Annotated in this window: 17 protein-coding genes; 8 read left to right on the top strand and 9 right to left on the bottom strand. The window is 72.4% G+C overall.

What is annotated here, in order from left to right:
• Positions 1-59: 59 nt before the first annotated feature.
• The gene (locus ACIO3O_RS30215; RefSeq protein WP_401751370.1) at positions 60-455 is read left to right on the top strand and encodes a YciI family protein; all 396 of its coding nucleotides are present in this window, start codon (positions 60-62) and stop codon (positions 453-455) included.
• 68 nt (positions 456-523) lie between these two features.
• Here ACIO3O_RS30215 and ACIO3O_RS30210 read toward each other — a convergent pair whose 3' ends face one another.
• The 5 genes from ACIO3O_RS30210 to ACIO3O_RS30190 all read right to left on the bottom strand — a co-directional run bounded on the left by ACIO3O_RS30210 (position 524) and on the right by ACIO3O_RS30190 (position 7,739).
• Entirely contained in the window at positions 524-3,685 is a 3,162-nt protein-coding gene (locus ACIO3O_RS30210; protein WP_401751368.1) for an efflux RND transporter permease subunit, read from the bottom strand.
• A 657-nt stretch (positions 3,686-4,342) separates the two neighbouring features.
• Entirely contained in the window at positions 4,343-5,059 is a 717-nt protein-coding gene (locus ACIO3O_RS30205) for a response regulator (RefSeq protein ID WP_401751366.1), read from the bottom strand.
• Positions 5,056-6,354 carry a sensor histidine kinase gene (locus ACIO3O_RS30200; protein WP_401751364.1) on the bottom strand — a complete coding sequence of 433 codons (1,299 nt, stop codon included), beginning with the start codon at positions 6,352-6,354 and terminating at the stop codon, positions 5,056-5,058. The genes ACIO3O_RS30205 and ACIO3O_RS30200 overlap by 4 nt, the downstream gene beginning before the upstream one ends.
• A gap of 270 nt (positions 6,355-6,624) precedes the next feature.
• Positions 6,625-6,903: a hypothetical protein gene (locus ACIO3O_RS30195; RefSeq protein ID WP_401751363.1), complete on the bottom strand. Its 279-nt coding sequence runs from the start codon at positions 6,901-6,903 to the stop codon at positions 6,625-6,627.
• 32 nt (positions 6,904-6,935) lie between these two features.
• A complete protein-coding gene (locus ACIO3O_RS30190) occupies positions 6,936-7,739 on the bottom strand; it encodes a PspA/IM30 family protein (protein ID WP_401751362.1) in 804 nt (267 codons plus the stop codon).
• Between the two features lie 282 nt (positions 7,740-8,021).
• Between ACIO3O_RS30190 and ACIO3O_RS30185 the strand changes: the two genes are divergently transcribed.
• Together ACIO3O_RS30185 and ACIO3O_RS30180 are read left to right on the top strand one after the other, a co-directional pair.
• Positions 8,022-8,627: a DUF3043 domain-containing protein gene (locus ACIO3O_RS30185; RefSeq protein ID WP_401751360.1), complete on the top strand. Its 606-nt coding sequence runs from the start codon at positions 8,022-8,024 to the stop codon at positions 8,625-8,627.
• 107 nt (positions 8,628-8,734) lie between these two features.
• Positions 8,735-9,457 (top strand): class I SAM-dependent methyltransferase, encoded by a 723-nt coding sequence (locus ACIO3O_RS30180; RefSeq protein WP_401751358.1) that lies wholly within the window; start codon positions 8,735-8,737, stop codon positions 9,455-9,457.
• Between the two features lie 78 nt (positions 9,458-9,535).
• Here ACIO3O_RS30180 and ACIO3O_RS30175 read toward each other — a convergent pair whose 3' ends face one another.
• Positions 9,536-9,742, bottom strand: a complete 207-nt coding sequence (locus ACIO3O_RS30175) for a hypothetical protein (protein WP_401751356.1) — start codon at positions 9,740-9,742, stop codon at positions 9,536-9,538.
• A gap of 81 nt (positions 9,743-9,823) precedes the next feature.
• Between ACIO3O_RS30175 and ACIO3O_RS30170 the strand changes: the two genes are divergently transcribed.
• The 4 genes from ACIO3O_RS30170 (at position 9,824) to ACIO3O_RS30155 (ending at position 14,810) form a co-directional block, all read left to right on the top strand.
• Positions 9,824-11,017: a bifunctional adenosylcobinamide kinase/adenosylcobinamide-phosphate guanylyltransferase gene (locus ACIO3O_RS30170; protein ID WP_401751355.1), complete on the top strand. Its 1,194-nt coding sequence runs from the start codon at positions 9,824-9,826 to the stop codon at positions 11,015-11,017.
• A 67-nt stretch (positions 11,018-11,084) separates the two neighbouring features.
• Complete coding sequence (gene cobT / locus ACIO3O_RS30165) at positions 11,085-12,179, top strand: nicotinate-nucleotide--dimethylbenzimidazole phosphoribosyltransferase (RefSeq protein WP_401751353.1); 1,095 nt, start codon at positions 11,085-11,087, stop codon at positions 12,177-12,179.
• Positions 12,180-12,267: 88 nt separating this feature from the next.
• Positions 12,268-14,079 (top strand): phosphatidylglycerol lysyltransferase domain-containing protein, encoded by a 1,812-nt coding sequence (locus ACIO3O_RS30160; RefSeq protein WP_401751351.1) that lies wholly within the window; start codon positions 12,268-12,270, stop codon positions 14,077-14,079.
• Entirely contained in the window at positions 14,076-14,810 is a 735-nt protein-coding gene (locus ACIO3O_RS30155; RefSeq protein WP_401751349.1) for a hypothetical protein, read from the top strand. Before ACIO3O_RS30160 ends, ACIO3O_RS30155 begins: the two co-directional genes overlap by 4 nt.
• Here the strand turns inward: ACIO3O_RS30155 and ACIO3O_RS30150 are convergent.
• Complete coding sequence (locus tag ACIO3O_RS30150) at positions 14,771-15,514, bottom strand: hypothetical protein (RefSeq protein WP_401751347.1); 744 nt, start codon at positions 15,512-15,514, stop codon at positions 14,771-14,773. The genes ACIO3O_RS30155 and ACIO3O_RS30150 overlap by 40 nt on opposite strands.
• A gap of 76 nt (positions 15,515-15,590) precedes the next feature.
• Here ACIO3O_RS30150 and ACIO3O_RS30145 point away from each other — a divergent pair, with 76 nt between their 5' ends.
• Positions 15,591-16,388 (top strand): adenosylcobinamide-GDP ribazoletransferase, encoded by a 798-nt coding sequence (locus tag ACIO3O_RS30145; RefSeq protein WP_401751345.1) that lies wholly within the window; start codon positions 15,591-15,593, stop codon positions 16,386-16,388.
• A gap of 134 nt (positions 16,389-16,522) precedes the next feature.
• On the opposite strand, the gene ACIO3O_RS30140 is transcribed toward ACIO3O_RS30145, so the two are convergent.
• The gene (locus ACIO3O_RS30140) at positions 16,523-17,314 is read right to left on the bottom strand and encodes an endo alpha-1,4 polygalactosaminidase (protein WP_401751540.1); all 792 of its coding nucleotides are present in this window, start codon (positions 17,312-17,314) and stop codon (positions 16,523-16,525) included.
• A complete protein-coding gene (locus ACIO3O_RS30135; RefSeq protein ID WP_401751343.1) occupies positions 17,311-17,970 on the bottom strand; it encodes a spherulation-specific family 4 protein in 660 nt (219 codons plus the stop codon). Before ACIO3O_RS30135 ends, ACIO3O_RS30140 begins: the two co-directional genes overlap by 4 nt.
• Between the last annotated feature and the right edge of the window lie 478 nt (positions 17,971-18,448).

Genomic DNA, 18,448 nt, shown 5'->3' with positions numbered 1-18,448 from the left:
GAGGGGCGGTCTACCCCACAGCACCGCAAGAAACGACTCGGCCCAAGGAGCGCGGACAGATGCTGTACATGATCCAGATGAACGTGAACGCCGACGAGTGGGACTCCGTCATGTCGTCCTACGGCAAGGACGACATGAAGGCGATGTTCGCCCACATGGAGACCCTCAACAACGAGCTGACCTCGGCGGGCGAGATGGTCGAGGCGCGTGGGCTCGGCGGCCCCTCCCTGGCCAAGACCGTACGGGCGGGCTCCGACGGGAAGCCGCAGGTCACCGACGGGCAGGCCGTGAAGGGCCCGATCCTGGCCGGGTACTGGGTCGTGGACGTGAAGAGCGAGGAGCGGGCGTACGAGATCGCCGCGCGCGCCTCCGCGTGTCCCGGCCCCGGCGGCAAGCCGGGCAACGACCCGGTCGAGGTGCACCCGATCCCGGAGTTCGATCCCACGGCGGTCTGACACCGCGTGCGGAATGCGTAAGGGGCGCCCTCCAGGGAGGGCGCCCCTTACTCACATGTCAGACGGGATCAGACGGTCGCGGGCTCGCGGTCGTCGTCCTTCGCCTCGGTGCCCGCGTCGGGCTTCTTCGGCTCGCCCTTCTTGGCCGCCTTCTTCGCCGCCCGGCGCTCCTTGCGGAGTTCCACCATGGCGTACAGCGTCGGGACCAGGAGGAGTGTCAGCAGGGTCGACGTGATCAGACCGCCGATCACCACGATGGCGAGCGGCTTGGAGATGAAGCCGCCCTCGCCGGTGATGCCCAGTGCCATCGGCAGCAGCGCGAAGATCGTCGCCAGTGCCGTCATCAGGATCGGGCGCAGCCGGTGGCGACCGCCCTCGACGACCGCCTCGACGACGCCCATGCCCTGCGACCGGTACTGGTTGATCAGGTCGATCAGCACGATCGCATTGGTGACCACGATGCCGATGAGCATCAGCATGCCGATCATCGCCGGGACGCCCATCGGGGTGCCGGTGGCGAGCAGCAGGCCGATCGCGCCGGTGGCGGCGAACGGGATGGAGACCAGCAGGATCAGCGGCTGGATCAGCGACTTGAAGGTCGCCACCAGCAGCATGAAGACGATCGCGACGGCCGCCAGCATGGCGAGGAACAGCTTGCCGAAGGTGTCGTCCATGTCGGAGGAGACTCCGCCGATGGAGACGGACGCGCCCTGCGGCAGTTCCTTCTTGATCTCGTCGATCTTCGTGGTGAGGGCGGCGGTGACCGCACCCGTGTTGTCGCCGACCGGCTTGGCGGTGACGGTCGCCGACCGTGCGCCGTCGATGCGGGTCATGGAGACCGGGCCGTCGACCAGCTTGACGTCGGCGAGCTGCCCGAGGGTGACGCCGGGGCCGAGCGGCAGCTTCTTCAGCTCGTCCATCGTCGTCGCGGGCTTCGCGGAGGTGATGACGATGTCGCGCTCGGTGCTGTCCAGCATGGCCTTGCCCGCCGGGGTGCCGCGGACGGCCTGGGCGACGACCGCGCCGAGGGCGGCGTCGTTGAAGCCCGCCTCGGCGGCCTTCGGGGTGCCCTTGACGGAGATGCGCGGCACCGACTGGGCCAGGTCGCTCTGGACGTCGGTGACGTCCTTGAGGCCGGCGACGGCCTTGCGCACCTGCTCGGAAGCCTTGGCCAGGGTGTCGGCGTCGGAGGCCTTGACCACGACGCTCAGGTCCTGGCCTCCGAAGCCGCCGCCCGAGCCGACCTTGGTCTCGCCCGCGCCCTTGAGGTCCGCGAGCTTGTCCTCCAGCTCCTTGGTGACCGCCTCGGTGTCCTCGGCGCTCTTCAGGGTCAGCTGGTACGAGGCCTGGTTGGCGCCGGAGCCGCCGCCGAAGGCCGCCATCATGCCCGAGGAGCCGACGGTGACCTGGTAGTCCTTCACCTTGTCGACGGACTCGATGACCTTCTCGACCTTGAGCGCGGCCTCGTTGGAGGCGTTCAGGCTGGTGCCCGGGTCCAGCTTCTGGGTGAGCGAGAGGGTGTCCTGCTCGCCCTGGTCGAAGAAGTTGGTCTTGAGCAGGGGCGCCATGGCGAAGGTGCCGACCAGGACCACCAGGGCGATGGCCACGCTGACCAGGCGGCGCTTGGTGGCGAAGCGGAGGACGGGAACGTACATCCGCTGGAGGCGGCTCTTGTTCTCCTTCTCCTCCGCCGTGCGGCGCAGTTCCTCGGGGTCGACGCCCTCGGAGCCCTTGGGCGCGCGCAGGAACCAGTACGAGAAGACCGGCACGACGGTGAGCGACACCAGCAGCGACGCCAGCAGCGCGGCCGTGACGGTGATCGAGAAGGACCCGAAGAGCTGGCCGACCATGCCGCCGACCAGGCCGATCGGCAGGAACACCGCGACGGTGGTCAGGGTCGAGGAGGTGACCGCGCCCGCGACCTCCTTTACGGCGGTGGTGATCGCGGAGTAGCGCTCCTCGCCGTACGAGAGGTGACGCTTGATGTTCTCCAGGACGACGATCGAGTCGTCGACGACGCGGCCGATCGCGATGGTCAGCGCGCCGAGGGTGAGGACGTTGAGGGACAGGTCCCTGGTCCACAGGACGATCAGCGCGAGGACGACGGAGAGCGGGATCGAGATCGCGGTGACCAGCGTCGAGCGGATCGACGCCAGGAAGATCAGGATGATGACGACCGCGAAGGCGAGACCGAGCGCGCCCTCGGTGGTGAGACCGGAGATCGACTTGGAGACCGAGGGGCCCTGGTCGAAGACGGTGGTCAGGGTGGCGCCGGAGCCGAGGCTGTCGCGCAGCTCGGGCAGCTTGTCCTTGACCGCCTGGGAGATGGCGACGGCGCTGCCGTCCTGGTCCATGGTGACGGAGATCGACAGGCTGGGCTTGCCGTTGGTACGGGTCAGGGAGGTGGCCTGCGCGGGCTTCTCCTGGACCTTGGCGACGTCGCCGAGGCGCACGGGCTTCGGCGGGGTGGCGTCGCCGGGCTTGGCCTGACCGGCGACCCGCAGGTCCTCGATCTGCTTCAGCGAGGTGAGGCTGCCGCCGACCTGCACGGTGCGGCTCTTGCCGTCCTCGGCGAACGCGCCGGCCGGGACGGTGACCCCGGCCTGCTGGAGCGCCTGGCCCAGCGTCATCGCGTTGAGCCCGGCGGCGGCCAGCTTGGCGTCGTCGGGGGTGATGGCGACCTGGAGCTCCTGGACACCGGCGACGGTGACCTGGCTGACGCCGTCGATGTTCTGCAGGACGGGCACGACCGTGCGGTCCAGCTGGTCGGCGAGCGCCTGCTGGTCCTTGTCGGAGGTCACGGCGAGCGTGACGGTCGGCAGGTCGTCCGTGGAACCGGCCACGACCTGCGGGTCGACGTCCTTGGGGAGCAGCGCGCGGGAGCGGTTGACGGCCTGCTGGACGTCGGCGACGAGCTGCTTGGAGCCCTCGTCCCCGTAGTCGAACTGGGCCATGATCACGGCGGAGCCCTCGCTCGCCGTGGAGGTGATGGACTCGATGCCGTCGACGGCCTTGAGGGAGTTCTCCAGCGGCTCGACGACCTGCTTCTCGACCACGTCCGGGGCGGCGCCCTGGTACGGGGCGATCACGGACACCATCGGGAGTTCGATGGTGGGCAGCAGTTGCTGCTTGAGCTGCGGAATCGCGATCGCGCCGAACACGATCGCGACGATCGATATCAGCCCGATCAAGGCCCGTTGGGCGAGGCTGAACCTGGACAGCCAGGACATGGGTGGGGTCTCTCTTCCGTGGCGCTCGGTGGCGAGGGTGCAGGCGGGACTCCTCCGCAGGGGTGCGGGGCGGGGGTCCCGATGGTCCGGTTCATACGATCCGGCATCGGCGGGGTGGTCTTTGTCGGCCCCAGGTGCCTTTTTGGGCGGGGGTGTACCGCGCCTGGAGTATGCGGGGGTGCTTCGGCGCTCCACCCTTGGGCGTACGGGGGTGGGCCGGGGCCCCTGTGGACGGGCGTCCGGCGGGGCGGCTTGGCCTCGGGCCGGTGTCGGGGTGCCCCGGCGGCGAAAGGGCCGGTACCGGGGCGGGCCCGGCGGCGAGAGGGCCGGTGTCGGGGTGGGCCGGAGTCGGGCGGGCCGCCCCCTTGCCCGCCCGTCCCGCCCCCGGGGGGCGGCCCCGCCGCCCAAGGGGGCGGGGGGGGAGGGAGCCCAAGGGGGCGGGGGGATGAAGGCGGCTGCGAAGCAGCCCCTTCAGGGGCGCGGGGAACTGCGCGACCAGCCACGACGCACCCGCACGGGACAGGGACCACGACGCACCCGCACCCGCACGGGACAGAGACCACGACGCACCGGCACCCCGCACGGGGCGACGCACCCGCACCCCGCACGGGGCCAGGACCGCGACGCACCCGCACGGGACCCCGCGCCCCGGGAGGATCAGTCCGTGCGGGGGCGGACGAGCCCGGATTCGTAGGCGAAAACGACGAGTTGGGCACGGTCGCGGGCACCCAGCTTGGCCATGGCCCGGTTGACGTGGGTCTTGACCGTGAGCGGACTGACGACCAGGAGTTCGGCGATCTCGTCGTTGGAGTTGCCGCCGCCGACGTGCACCAGCACCTCGCGTTCCCGCACGGTGAGCGTGGCCAGGCGGGCCGCGTGCGCCCCGTCGGGGGCGGGCTGCGGGGCCTGCCCCTCACCCTGGGCGAGGAAGGTGGCGATCAGCCCTTTGGTGGCGGCGGGCGAGAGGAGGGCCTCGCCGCCCGCGGCGATCCGGATGGCGTTGAGGAGCTCGTCGGGTTCGGCACCCTTGCCGAGGAAGCCGGAGGCTCCCGCCCGGATCGACTCGACGACGTACTCGTCGACCTCGAAGGTCGTGAGCATCACGACGTGCACGGTGGCGAGTTCGGGGTCCGCGCCGATCTCGCGGGTGGCGGTGAGGCCGTCGGTGCCGGGCATCCGGATGTCCATCAGGACGACGTCGGGCCGGTGCCGCCGGGTCAGTTCCAGGGCCTGTGCGCCGTCGGCGGCCTCCCCGACGACCTCCATGTCGGGCTCGGAGTCGACGAGTACGCGAAAGGCGCTGCGCAGGAGGGCCTGGTCGTCGGCGAGGAGGACCTTGATGGGCGGCAGGGCCGCCTCGGGCGTCGTGCTCATGCGTGCTGCTCCCCCGGGCCGGGCTGCTGTGGGCGGGCCGTGGTGGCGGTCTTGGTGCCGGCCGTGACCGGCAGGATCGCATGCACCCGGAAGCCGCCGCCGTAGCGGGGGCCCGCGGTGAGGGTGCCGCCGAGGGCGGTGACGCGTTCGCGCATGCCGATGAGGCCGTGCCCGCCGCTGTCGCCCGAGGAGGGGTCCTGGGCCGAGGAAGGGTGCTCGGGGCCGGTGGTCTCGGTGCCGTTGTCGAGGACGGTGACCTCCACCTCGTTCCCCACGCGTACGACGCTGACCTCGGCCTTCGCATCGGGGCCCGCGTGCTTGCGGACGTTGGTGAGGGCTTCCTGGACGATCCGGTACGCGGCCAGGTCGACGGAGGCGGGCAGCCCCTGGTCGTCGGTGCGGGCCAGGGCGACGGGCAGCCCGGCGTTGCGGAAGGTGTCGAGGAGGGCGTCGAGGACGGCGAGGCCGGGGGCGGGTTCGGTGGGGGCGGAGGGGTCGCCGGACTGGCGGAGCAGGCCGACGGTGGCGCGCAGCTCGCCGAGCGCGGAACGGCTGGCCTCGCGGACGTGCGCGAGGGCCTCCTTGGCCTGGTCGGGGCGCTTGTCCATCACATGTGCGGCCACGCCCGCCTGCACGTTGACGAGGGCGATGTGGTGGGCGACGACGTCGTGCAGGTCGCGGGCGATGCGCAGCCGCTCCTCGGCGACCCGGCGCCGGGCCTCCTCCTCACGGGTGCGTTCGGCGCGCTCGGCCCGTTCCCGTATCGCGTCGATGAAGGCGCGCCGCGAACGCACCGCGTCCCCGGCGCTCGCCCCGATGCCGGTCCAGGCGAACAGGCCCAGGTTCTCCTGGGCGTACCAGGGGCCTTCGCTGAACAGCATCGCCGCGCCGGTCAGGACGACCATCGTGAGCAGGCCGATGCGCCAGGTGGTGGGGCGGTCGGTGCGGGCGGCGACGGTGTACAGGGCGACGACCGCGCTCATGGCGACGGGGGCGGGGGGATCGGTGGGGGCCAGCGCGAGGGCGGCGACGGTGAGCGTGCTGGTGACGGCCAGGACCGGCAGGGGGCTGCGGCGGCGGTACACCAGGGCTCCGGCGGCCAGCACCATCAGGACGACGCCTCGGGCGTCGGGGGTGCGGGTGCCGAAGGAGGGGCCGTGCATGCCGTCGTGGGGGTCGGCGAACGACCCGACGATCATGCAGGCGAGGACGATCGCGGCGAGACCGGCGTCGCAGGCGAGGGGGTGGGAGCGCAGCCAGGTGCGGGGGCGGGCCATGCGGGGGCTGCGGGTCATGCCTTTACGGTACGGGGGCCTCGGGCGGCCGGCGGTCGGGGTGCGGGCCGGGCTTGGCCGGGGTCTCGGCGTCGCGGGCGTCCGGCACGCAAGGTGCGGGCAGGGGGCGGTGTCCGGGTGGGCCCGGATCGGGCGGGCCGCCCCCTTGCCCGCCCGTCCCGCCCCCGGGGGGCGGCCCCGCCGCCCAAGGGGGCGGGGCGGCGGGGCATGGCTGAGCCCCCGGCACCGGGAGGGGTGGCGGGGGCTCGGCCGTGGAGTGGAAGCCGGGGGTCAGCCCGGGATGAGGCCGTCGTCGGAGAGGAGGGAGCGGACTTCCTCCAGGGTGGAGTCCGGCGAGGGGAGGATGAGCTCGGAGGGCTCCAGGGAGTCGTCCGGCAGCGGGGTGCCCAGCGTGCGCACCGCGTCCAGCAGCGCGCCCAGCGTGCGCCGGAAGCCGGGGCCGTCCCCGACCTCCATCTCCGCCAGCAGTTCGTCGTCGAGCTTGTTCAGCTCGGCGAAGTGGCTGTCGGCCAGGTCGAGCTGGCCCTCGCCCATGATCCGTACGATCACGGCACTCCTCCTGTCAGGCTGTCCGGACCGGACTACTGCTTGTCGAAGCGGGGACGCGACTGGTCCTGGACCTGGTGGCCCTGCTGACCGGTGCTCTGCCCCTGCCCGCCCTCGATGGCCTGCTGCGACGGTCCCCCGGCCAGCTCCGCCTTCATCCGCTGGAGCTCCAGCTCGACGTCGGTGCCGCCGGAGAGGCGGTCCAGCTCGGCCTGGATGTCGTCCTTGGCGAGCCCGGACTGGTCGTCCAGGGCGCCCGAGGCGAGCAGCTCGTCGATGGCCCCGGCACGCGCCTGGAGCTGCGCCGTCTTGTCCTCGGCGCGCTGGATCGCGACGCCGACGTCGCTCATCTCCTCGGAGATGCCGGAGAAGGACTCCGCGATCCGGGTCTGCGCCTGGGCGGCGGTGTAGGTGGCCTTGATGGTCTCCTTCTTCGTGCGGAAGGCGTCCACCTTGGCCTGGAGGCGCTGCGCGGCGAGCGTCAGCTTCTCCTCCTCGCCCTGGAGGGTCTGGTGCTGCACCTCCAGGTCGGACACCTGCTGCTGCAGCGCGGCACGGCGGGACAGCGCCTCGCGGGCGAGGTCCTCCCGGCCGAGCGCGAGCGCCTTGCGGCCCTGGTCCTCCAGCTTGGAGGACTGGCTCTGCAGCCCGTTCAGCTGCAGTTCGAGCCGCTTGCGCGACGTTGCTACGTCGGCGACCCCGCGGCGTACCTTCTGCAGCAGTTCCAGCTGCTTCTGGTACGAGTAATCCAGCGTCTCCCGCGGGTCTTCGGCCCGGTCAAGGGCCTTGTTCGCCTTCGCGCGGAAGATCATCCCCATACGCTTCATGACACCGCTCATGGGCTTCGCGCGCCCCCTTCTGACGGACTCCGGCTCCTGGCCACTCCAACGGACCCCACAGTACGGGCCCTGTCTCCATTACCGCACTGTTCCGGCGCCGATGCGCTCCTCCTCCAGGACGACTGTGCGCGCCCCGGCTCAGGCGTAGGGAGTAGAGCGAACCCTGGTACGCGTGTGCGGGGGACCCGCCGGGGCCGGCGTGGGCCGGATGGACGCAGGTGTTGCCGGATCGTTCCCCCTGACGCTGGGGTCCATGCACGGCAACCCGTACCCTTGGGTTTTGTGTTCCGTAGCCGTGCCAACTCCAGCGCTGAGAAGACCGCCGCCACCGACAAGGTGACGGCCGACCTCTCCAAGCAGCCCCGTGACCCGCAGGCGCCCAAGGGGCGTCCCACTCCGAAGCGCGCCGTCGCGCAGTCGCAGCGGCGCACCGCCGCGACGCCGCCGGCGAACCGCAAGGAGGCGATGAAGCGCCAGCGGGAGTCCCGCCGCGCCGACCTCGCCAAGCAGCGCGAAGCGCTCGCGAGCGGTGACGAGCGGTACCTGCCCGTCCGCGACAAGGGTCCGGTGCGCAAGTTCACCCGCGACTTCGTCGACTCGCGCTTCTTCGTCGCGGAGTTCTTCCTGCCGATGGCGGTGATCATCCTCGTGCTGAGCATGATCCAGGTGGGCAACCTCCAGACCATCGCGCTGCTGCTCTGGATGATCGTCATCGTTCTGATCGTGATCGACTCGATCGGTCTGGCGATCCGCCTGAAGAAGCAGCTCAACGTCCGTTACCCGGACGAGCCCAAGCGGGGCGCGGTCGCCTACGGCCTGATGCGCTCCCTCCAGATGCGCCGCCTGCGCCTGCCGAAGCCGCAGGTCAAGCGCGGGGAACGGCCCTGAGCACGGACACCCCCCAGGCTTCGGGAGCCCCGTCGACCGCCACTCCGGCGGGTTTCGACGGGGCTTTCGCCGCATGGGTCGCAGGGCTGGGGGGCCTGCGCAACACCGTGCGGCAGGAGCTGGTCGCCCGGCAGCTCGACGAGCAGATATCGGCGCGCTTCCCCGTCGGGCAGCGGCTGCGGATACTCGACGTCGGCATGGGCCAGGGCACCCAGGCGCTGCGGCTCGCCCGGGCCGGACACCAGGTCACCGGCCTGGAGTCCGACGCCGAGATGCTGGCCACCGCCCGCGAGGCACTGGCCGTCGAGCCGCCCGGCATCCGCGAGCGGGTGCGGCTGATGCACGGCGACGGCCGCGACACCGGGGTGCACTTCCTGCCTGGCAGCTTCGACGTCGTGCTCTGTCACGGGGTCCTGATGTACGTCGCCGAGCCGGACGCCCTCGTGGCGGGGCTGGCCCGGATGCTGGCCCCGGGCGGGCTGCTGTCCCTCCTCGTACGGAACGCGGACGCGCTCGCGATGCGGCCCGGGCTCGCCGGGGACTGGGCGGGGGCACTCGGCGCGCTGGACACCCAGACGTACACGAACCGTCTCGGGCTGACCGTGCGGGCCGACCGGCTGGACGCGCTGACGGCCACCCTGGCGGGGATCGCGGCGCCGCTGCGCGCCTGGTACGGGGTGCGGGTCTTCACCGACAACGTGCCGAACGGGGCGGCGGCGCTCCCGGCGGACGAGCTGGCGCGGGTGCTGGAGCTGGAGGACCGGGCGGGACGCACGGACCCTTACCGGAGGGTGGCGGCGCTGCTGCACCTGTGCGGGGTGCGGGGCTGAAACCGGGCGGTGGTCCGTGCAGGTGGTACACCCGTCGGGGGCGGGTGATCGGTTCCCTCCGCCCCCGACGGCTTCGGCCTAGTTCTCCGCGTTGAGGCTCATCGGGCCGTAGATCTTGGTGCCGTCCTCCGAGAGGGTCACCTGGGCCGCGCCGCCCTCCAGGAGGTCCTTCCAGACCTCGCCGAGCCAGGACTCCGCGTCGCCCTGCGTGGTGAACTCCTCCGGCTCGACCGCCGGTTGCACTTCGGTTCCGTCGGCCGTCTCGAACCGCCACGTCCACGCCATGTACGCCTCCCGGGTCGTCTCGATGCTGCTCGCAGCGTATCCGGGCGCGCAGCCCGCACAAGGACACGGGAGGATCAGGGCGTGGAAACGACTCTGCTCGGCACTGCCGCCCCCGCCGGACTGCCCCGGCCCGACTGCCCCTGCGCCACCTGCGCCGCCGCCCGGGGCGACCGGGTGCGGGCCGCGACCGCCCTGCTGGTGGACGGGGCGCTGCTGCTGGATCTGACGCCGGGGGCGGCGCTGGCGGCCGCGCGGGCGGGGCAGTCGCTCGGAGGGGTGCGGCAGGTGTTGTTGACGCATCCGCACGACGGGCCGCCGGTGGAGCTGCCGCCGGGGCTCCCCCGGGCCGGACGGGTGCCGGACGGACAGGAGTTGACGCTGATCAGCGGGCACCGGGTGCGGGCGGTGCCGATGGACTCCCCCGGGACGGGGTACGAGGTGACGTCGCACGAGGGGGACCGGTTGTTGTACCTGCCCCGGGGCGGGTCGCCCGCCGGGGAGGGCGGGGTACGGCCGTACGACCTGGTGGTGATGGACGTGCTGGGGCGGCCCGACGCGCTCGCGAAGCTGCGGGCCTGGGGGGCGGTCACCGGGGCGACGGACGTCGTCGCCGTACATCTGGATCATGACGTTCCGGCGGGGGGCGAGACCGCGCGGCGGCTGGCGGCGCTCGGGGCGCGGGCCGTGCCGGACGGAACGACGCTGACCCTGGGCGAGTACCAGGAGGTGCCCGACGTGCCCCGGCGGACGCTGGTGCTGGGCGGGGCCAGGTCCGGGAAGTCGGTGGAGGCCGAACGGCGGCTGGAGGGCTTTCCGGATGTCGTGTACGTCGCGACGGGCGGGCGGCGGGACGGCGACCGGGAGTGGGCCGAGCGGATTTCGGTGCACCGGGACCGGAGGCCCGGTTCGTGGCGTACCGAGGAGACGTGTGAGCTGGCCGCGTTGCTGGGCGAGGACGGGCCGCCGTTGTTGATTGATTGCCTGGCGCTGTGGTTGACGGATGCCATGGACCGGGTCGGGGCGTGGGACGACGAGAAGTGGGCGGCGGACGGGCGGCGGGCGCTGCGGGAGCGCACCGATGAGCTGGTGCGGGCGGTGCGCCGCACGCGGCGCACGGTCGTCGCGGTGAGCAACGAGGTCGGGTCGGGGGTGGTGCCCGCCACGGCGGCCGGGCGGCGCTTCCGGGACGAACTGGGTCGGCTGAACGCGGCGTTCGCGGGCGAGTGCGAGCACGTGCTGCTGGTGGTGGCCGGGCAGGCGCTGGTGCTGCGCTGAAACGGTTCGCGACGAAGGGGCCGGACGTCCTGAGGGTTTACGCCGTTCGGCCGGTACTGTTCGGCGAATGAGCGCGCTGAATCTCGACGACTTCTCCGACCTGATCGAACGCCCCGACAGCGGCGTGCGGCGTGACGCCGAAGAACGCCGTGAACACCTCGCCGTGGCGCCCGGCAGCCTGGGGCGGCTGGACGAACTGGGCGAGTGGCTGGCCGCCGCGCAGGGGGCCGTGCCCGTCAGGCCCGTCGAGCGGGCGAAGGTGGTGCTGTTCGCCGGTGACCACGGGGTCGCGGGCCTGGACGTGTCGGCCCGCGAGGCCTCGTCCGCGCACCGGCTGGTCCGGGCGACGCTGGACGGGGAGAGCCCGGTCGCGGTGCTGGCGCGGCGGCTCGGCGTGCCGGTGCGCGTCGTGGACGCGGGGCTGGACTGCGCACCGGAGCTGCTGCCCGAGGAGGTCGTGCGGCACCGGGTGCGGCGCGGCTCGGGACGTATCGACGTCGAGGACGCCCTGACCCTGGAGGAGGCCGAGGAGGCCGTACGTCTGGGCATGGCGATCGCCGACGAGGAGGCCGACGCGGGCACCGACCTGGTGGTCCTCGGCGACCTGAGCGTGGGCGGCACGACCGCCGCCGCCGTGCTGGTCGCGGCGCTGTGCGGCACGGACGCCTCCGTGGTCACCGGGCGTGGTGGCGCGCACATCGACGACCTGGCGTGGATGCGCAAGTGCGCGGCGGTACGGGACTCCCTGCGGCGCGCCCGGCCGGTGCTCGGCGACCAGCTGGAGCTGCTGGCCACCGTGGGCGGCGCCGATCTGGCTGCGGCGACCGGGTTCCTGTTGCAGTGCGCGGTGCGGCGCACGCCCGTGATCCTGGACGGCGTGGTGTCGGCGGCGTGCGCGCTGGTGGCGCAGCGGGCCGCGTTCCGGGCCCCGGACTGGTGGCTGGCGGGGCACGTCAGCGGGGAGCCGGCGCAGGCGAAGGCGCTGGACCGGATGGCGCTCAACCCTGTGATCGACCAGGGCGTCACTGTGGGGGAAGGAACCGGGGCATTGCTGGCGCTTCCCCTCGTTCAGGCCGCCGCCGCGCTCGCCGCGGAGCTGCCGGTGCGGGAGAAGGCCGACGAGGACGCGTACTCCGCCGACGACGAGGCCGTCGCCGACTGAGCTGTCCCGGTGCGGGTGGGGAACACCCCCGTCCGCACCGGTCGAGCAGCACTCTCGTACAGCGCAATGACCCATATCATCGCGTTTTATGGGAGATGTCCGCTTGGCCACCGAAGAAGCATCCACGGCGTCCGGAACCGCCAAGGCGCCCGTGGGGCGGCGGAGCACTCCGCTGTCGCGGCGCAGTGCGGGGTTCGCCATCTGGTACCTGCGGATCGTGACGTTCATCTGTTTCCTGAGCGCGGTGTGGGTCTCCCTCGGCAATGACCTGCGCCGGCACAACGACGGCGACTACTTCACCCCGTACCTACTGACGGCGGGTTTCGCCTCGGGACTGTTCGCGCTGGTCATGGCGGTGACCATGCGGCGGCGCAAGAGGGCGGCGTGGCTGCTCAACCTGGCGCTCAGCGGACTGCTGTTCCTGCTGTTCGCGCTGGTGATGTTCTTTCCCGAGGTGCGGCAGTACCCGCGCAACTGGATCTCGCTGGCGCTGACGGGGGCCTTCTTCGTCGCGCTGCTGCTGGGCCGCCGCGAGTTCTACGCCAAGGGCGACCGGTCCAACCCGAAGCTGGCGGCGGCCGTCGCGGTGGGCGGGCTGCTGGTCACCTCGCTGCTGGCGGCGCTGCTGGTGACCGTCACGAACACCGCCTCGCACGGTGCGGAGTCCTCGACCTTCCTCCAGCGCTGGCGGTACGGGGTGGCGCGGCTGATCTCGCTCGCCGCGCCGGACGACCAGTTCGCCGGAATCATGACGCCGGGCTGGGTGAACGTACTCATCAACATCATGAGCACGGCGCTGCTGATCGGGGTGCTGCTGGCCGCGTTCCGGTCCCGGCGTGCGGTCGATCCGCTGTCGGAGGAGGACGAGGAGAGGCTGCGGGCGCTGCTGGCCAAGCAGGGCGACCGCGACTCCCTCGGGTACTTCTCGCTGCGCCGCGAGAAGAGCGCGATCTGGTCTCCGACGCAGAAGGCCGCCGTCACCTACCGGGTGGTGGGCGGCGTCTCGCTGGCCTCGGGCGACCCGATCGGCGACCCGGAGGCCTGGCCCGGTGCGATCGAGCCATGGCTGGCGGAGGCCCGTGAGCACGGCTGGGTGCCCGCGGTGATGGGCGCGAGCGAGGAGGGCGGCACGATCTACGCCCGGCACGGGCTGAACGCCCTGGAGCTGGGCGACGAGGCGATCGTGGAGACGGCCGAGTTCACCCTGGAGGGGCGCGCCATGCGCACCGTGCGCCAGGCGTACAACCGGGTGAAGCGCGCCGGGTACACGGTCCGCATCCGCCGCCACGAGGAGATCCCCGAGACGGAGATGGCCGAACTGCTGCGCAAGGCGGACGACTGGCGCGACGGTGCCACCGAGCGCGGGTTCTCGATGGCGCTGGGCCGTCTCGGCGATCCGGCGGACGGCCGCTGCGTGATGCTGGAGTGCTTCGACGGGGACGGCACGCTGAAGGCCGTGCTGAGTTTTGTGCCGTGGGGGCCCCAGGGGCTCTCGCTGGACCTGATGCGCCGGGACCGGGACTCCGAGAACGGGCTGATGGAGTTCATGGTCATCGAACTGCTCCAGCGCGCCCCCGAGATCAAGATCACTCAGGTCTCACTCAACTTCGCGATGTTCCGGTCGGTCTTCGAACGTGGTTCACGACTCGGTGCGGGACCGGTGCTGAGGCTGTGGCGGTCGTTGCTGAGCTTCTTCTCGCGCTGGTGGCAGATCGAGTCGTTGTACCGGGCGAACGCCAAGTACCGACCGATCTGGGAGCCTCGTTTCATGCTCTTCGAGAAGAGTGCCGACCTGTTGCGCATCGGCATCGCCGCCGGCCGCGCCGAGGGCTTCCTGGAAGCCCCGGGTCTGCCCAAGTGGATGCACCGCAAGCACCTGGAGACGGGGACCAGACGGTGACCGACACGGCCGTACCCGTCACTCCCGTGCGGCGGTTCGCCCACCGCGAGTGGGGCGTGCTGCACGCGCGCGTGCGCGAGGCGCTCGTCACCCGCCGGTGGCGGGCGATTCCGCTCACCCTTGCGGCGGTCGCCCTGTGTGCGACGTTCCAGGTCGTCCAGAACCAGTCCTGGGGCTACCAGTTTGTGCAGAACATCGGTTCGGTGCGCTCCGGCGACCCGTTCCTGCTGTCCCTGGTGCGCACGCCGCTGTCCCTGTTCGTACCGGCGCTGGATCTTCCGGTGTGGGGGGCGCTGGCGCAGATCCTGCTGGTGTTCGGCATCGCGGAGATCTGCCTCGGCCGCCGGCAGACACTCGTCCTGGCGTACGTCGCCACGCTGTCCGGCACGATGTACGCCCGCCTGGGCGTCGCCCTGGGGCCCGACAACCCGATCGGGCTGCCGGAGGCCGACCGGCACGTCATGGACACCGGCCCCTCGGCGGCGGTGGTGGGCCTGGCGCTGTACGTGTGCTGGCGCGTCGGGGCGTACTGGACGGGCACGGCGGTCGTCGTCGCGATGGTCGTCGAGGTGATCGTCAAGACGAACCTGGCGGGCAAGGAGCACATCGCGGCGCTGCTGGGCGTGTTCGTGGTGATGCTGGTCGAGGGGGCGCTGCGACGCCGTCGGGGTCGCGACGACGGGACGCCGTTTCAGGGTCGGGGCGACGGGGCGCCGCCGATCCAGTCCTGAAAGGCGCGTACACGCCGGGTCCAGCGGCGGTCGTGCCGGTAGACCCGGCGCATCGCCCGGGCCCGGGCCTTGGGGCGGCGGCGGTAGAAGCGGCGGGCCCAGGGCGAGTTGGGGCGGGCGAGTCGGATCGCACCGACCGTGCCGACCAGGGGGATGACGATCCCGAACAGGGCGGTGCGCACCTTGCCCTTGAACAGGGCGACCACCGACCACAGGGCGTTGATCACGATGTTGGTGATGAACAGCCCCCTGCTCTGCATCTCCTCCGGCGTCAGGTCGTTCACCCCGAACGGCAGCGAGCCGGTGAGCACCAGGAGCACCAGCGCCGCCGTCAGGACGACGATCTCCACACTGGTGCGCCCCTGCTCCGACCAGTAGACGTCGTCCAGGTGCAGGATCAGCGCGAACTCGTCCAGCACCAGACCGGCGCCGACGCCGAAGATCACCGCACAGATCGCGGCGCCCACCCCGTGCCGCCCGCTGGCCACCGCGCCGAAGCCGCCGATGGTGGTGAGGACGACGCCGGGTACGACGTGGTGGATGTGCATGCCGCCGGGGGTGACGTTGCGGAAGGGGCCCTTCCCCGCCCGGATCAGCCGAGTGATCGTGCGGGTGATCAGGAAGGACAGCACGAACGACGTCAGCGCGAGCAGGAGCGGGAGCTTGCCCGGCTCGACGATGTTGCGGTACAGCCAGTGACCCATGCCACCCACTCCGCTTTGTCCGATATATGCGTTACGAGTAAATTACCGGTCGGTTGTGCGGGATAGCCTGCGGCCGGTGACCACTCCTCCCCCGCCGCCCTCCCTCCCGGACGGCCTCCGGTTCGCCTTCGGCACACTCACTGTCCTCCCCGTCCGCGTGTCGCGCTGGGACCGGGAGGCCGCCCGTACCGGCATGCTGTGCGCGCCCGTCGCGGGCGCGGTGGTGGGTCTGTGCGCGGCGGCGCTGGGCGGACTGCTGCTGCTCCTGGGTTCGGGGCCGCTGCTGGCCGCCGTCGCGTCGGCCGCCGTTCCGGCCGCGCTCACCCGGGGGCTGCACCTGGACGGGCTCGCGGACACCGCCGACGGACTCGGCAGCGCGAAGCCCGCGCCGGTCGCGCTCGACATCATGAAGCAGTCCGACATCGGCCCGTTCGGTGTCATCGTCCTGCTGTTCACGCTGCTCGCCCAGGTGGCGGTACTGGCGCAGTGTTACGCCAACGGATGGGCGCCCGGCACGGCGGCGGCACTGGTGTCGGGGATCGCCGCCAGGCTGGCGCTCACTTTCGCCTCACGCGCGGGCGTCCCGGCGGCCCGCCCGGAGGGGCTGGGGGCGGCGGTCGCCGGGACGGTGCCGGTGCGCGCGGCGGTGGTGGCGGGGGTCGTCGTCACGGTGGTGTGCGGGGCGGCGGGGCTGGTGCTCGGCGGGGTCGGTGGGGCATGGCACTGCGCGGTGGCGGTGGTGGTGGCGCTGGGGGCGGCGGAGGTGCTGCTGCGGCACTGTGTGCGGCGGTTCGGCGGGGTGACGGGGGACGTGTTCGGAGCGGTGGCGGAGGTGGGGGCGACGGCGGCGCTGGTGGTGCTGGCGCTGGGGTGAAGCACCAGGGCCGGCGCTGGACTGAGCACCGGGGCTGGTGCTGGGTTCCGAGATGGTGTGAGCGCCGGGGCTGGTGCTGGTTCCGGGCCGGTGTGAGCACCGGGGCTGGTGCTGGGTTGGGCGCGCCGGGGACGTCAGCATTCCTGCCGCCACACCCCCAAGGCGTACCGCTTCAGCATCGAGCTGAGCTTCAGCTCCCGGGCCTGGGCGCAGAAACGGGCCGTGGGGAGCTCGTACTCCACGTGGAAGACCGCCTTGCCCGCCGCCACGAACGGCGTCAGTTTCGCGCACTCCTCGTACTCGGCGCACTGCTCGTTGACCGCGAAGTCGAAGTCCTTCACCAGCTCCGGGATCTGGTCGAGGTCGTTCTTCAGGCCGACCGACAGGCCCCGGTCGTGGGCGAGCCGGGCGATCAGCCGGTTGTAGCGGAGCTGGTCGGCGGCGGTGAGCGGGAAGCCCGTGGTGTTCCGGTAGCCGTCCATGTTGTCCGGCTCGACGGCGTCGAAGCCCTTGGCGCGGCACATGTCGATGCGGGCCGCCATCAGGGGTTCCAGGACGTCGGTGCGGCGGATGTCCAGCCAGCGTTCGCCCTTCCAGCCGTTGCCCCTGCCGAGGATCTCGGTGGGGAAGCGGGCGGCGTCGGGGCGGAAGTCCTCCCAGGCGCCGGTGGACAGATAGCAGATCACTTTGCGCCCTTCGTCGTGCAGGGCGGTGACTTGGGCCGCGGTGGTGGTGTGTCCGTCGACGTCGTAGACGGGTGCGTCGACGGTCAGGTCCAGCCTGCCGCTGAGCTGCCACTGCCAGGGGGTGCCGGGGCGCGGCTGCCAGCGGGGGCCGGTGGGACCGGGACTGGGGGCGGGTTCGGGGGGCGAGGTGCACCCCGCCGCGGCGGCCAGCAGCACCACGAGCAGCAGGAGACGTCTCACCACGGGTTCACCGCGCAGAGGCCGTGCGGCAGGGTGCCCCAGGGGTGCGCGCCGTCGCCGGGGACGGCGCAGTGCAGGGCCGCGCCGCGCTCGGTGGCCAGGGCGGTGACGTCGGCGTCGGCGGGGGCCCCGTACACCAGGTGGCAGAAGCGGTCTGCCGGGTAGGTCCGCGTCCAGGCGGGCGGCTGTTCGGTGGCGCGGTACGTCTCCCAGGTGCCCTCGAACGTCACCAGGACGTCGGCGAGTTTGAGGTAGCCGGGGTCGGGGTGCGTGCCGTGGTTGAGCACCAGGGAGCCCGCACCGGCGGCTCGGGCGGCGACGGCGAGGCGGCGGTAGTGGGCGAGGGCGTCGGGGCCGGAGGAGACCTGGTCGAGGAAGGCGCCGGTGACGCCGTACCAGTCGCGGTGCCGCAGGAGGTCCCGCACGACGTCCGGGTGGGACCGGCGGCCGTAGTCGGTGTCGACGTACCCGAGGACGCGGGTGCCGGTGGCGCGGAGCCGGTCGGCGGCGTCGGCGAAGGCGGGATCGGGGGCGGGGCCGGGGCCGCTGGCCGGGTTGAGGATGACGCCGTAGAGGCAGGGGGAGGCGAGGAGGGCCTGCCAGGCGGTGGGGGTGGTGGTGGGGTGCTCGTAGTACGGGACGAGGAGGTGGCGCACGGGGGTCCTTGGGGTGGGGGCGGGGGTTGTACGTACTCAGGGTGTACGTGTCCGGGGGTGCGGGGCGCGTCGGGGGCCGGTGTCGGGGCGGGCCGGGGCCTTGGCGGTGACGCGCGGCCGGTGCGGGGCTCAGCCTCGGGCCGGTGTCGGGGTGGGCCGGAGGCGAGAGGGCCGGTGTCGGGGTGGGCCGGAGTCGGGCGGGCCGCCCCCTTGCCCGCCCGTCCCGCCCCCGGGGGGCGGCCCCGCCGCCCAAGGGGACGGGGGCGGTGGACGGGGGCGGCTCCGCCGCCAGGGCTATGGCTGCCCGAAGGGCATGCCATCAGGGGCGCGGGGCTGTGTCGACTTGCGGCTCCGCCGCGTGGGCGCGACCAGCCACGACGCACCCGCACGCAACAGAGACCACCACGCACCCGCATGGCACAGCCACCCCGACGCACCCGCACAGGACAGCCACACCCGCACGGAACAGAGACCACCC

The organism is Streptomyces sp. NPDC087440, assembly GCF_044744005.1.
Classification (GTDB): Bacteria; Actinomycetota; Actinomycetes; order Streptomycetales; family Streptomycetaceae; genus Streptomyces.
The sequence above is the reverse complement of the archived record's forward strand: the minus strand, read 5'-3'. Positions and strand labels throughout refer to the sequence as shown.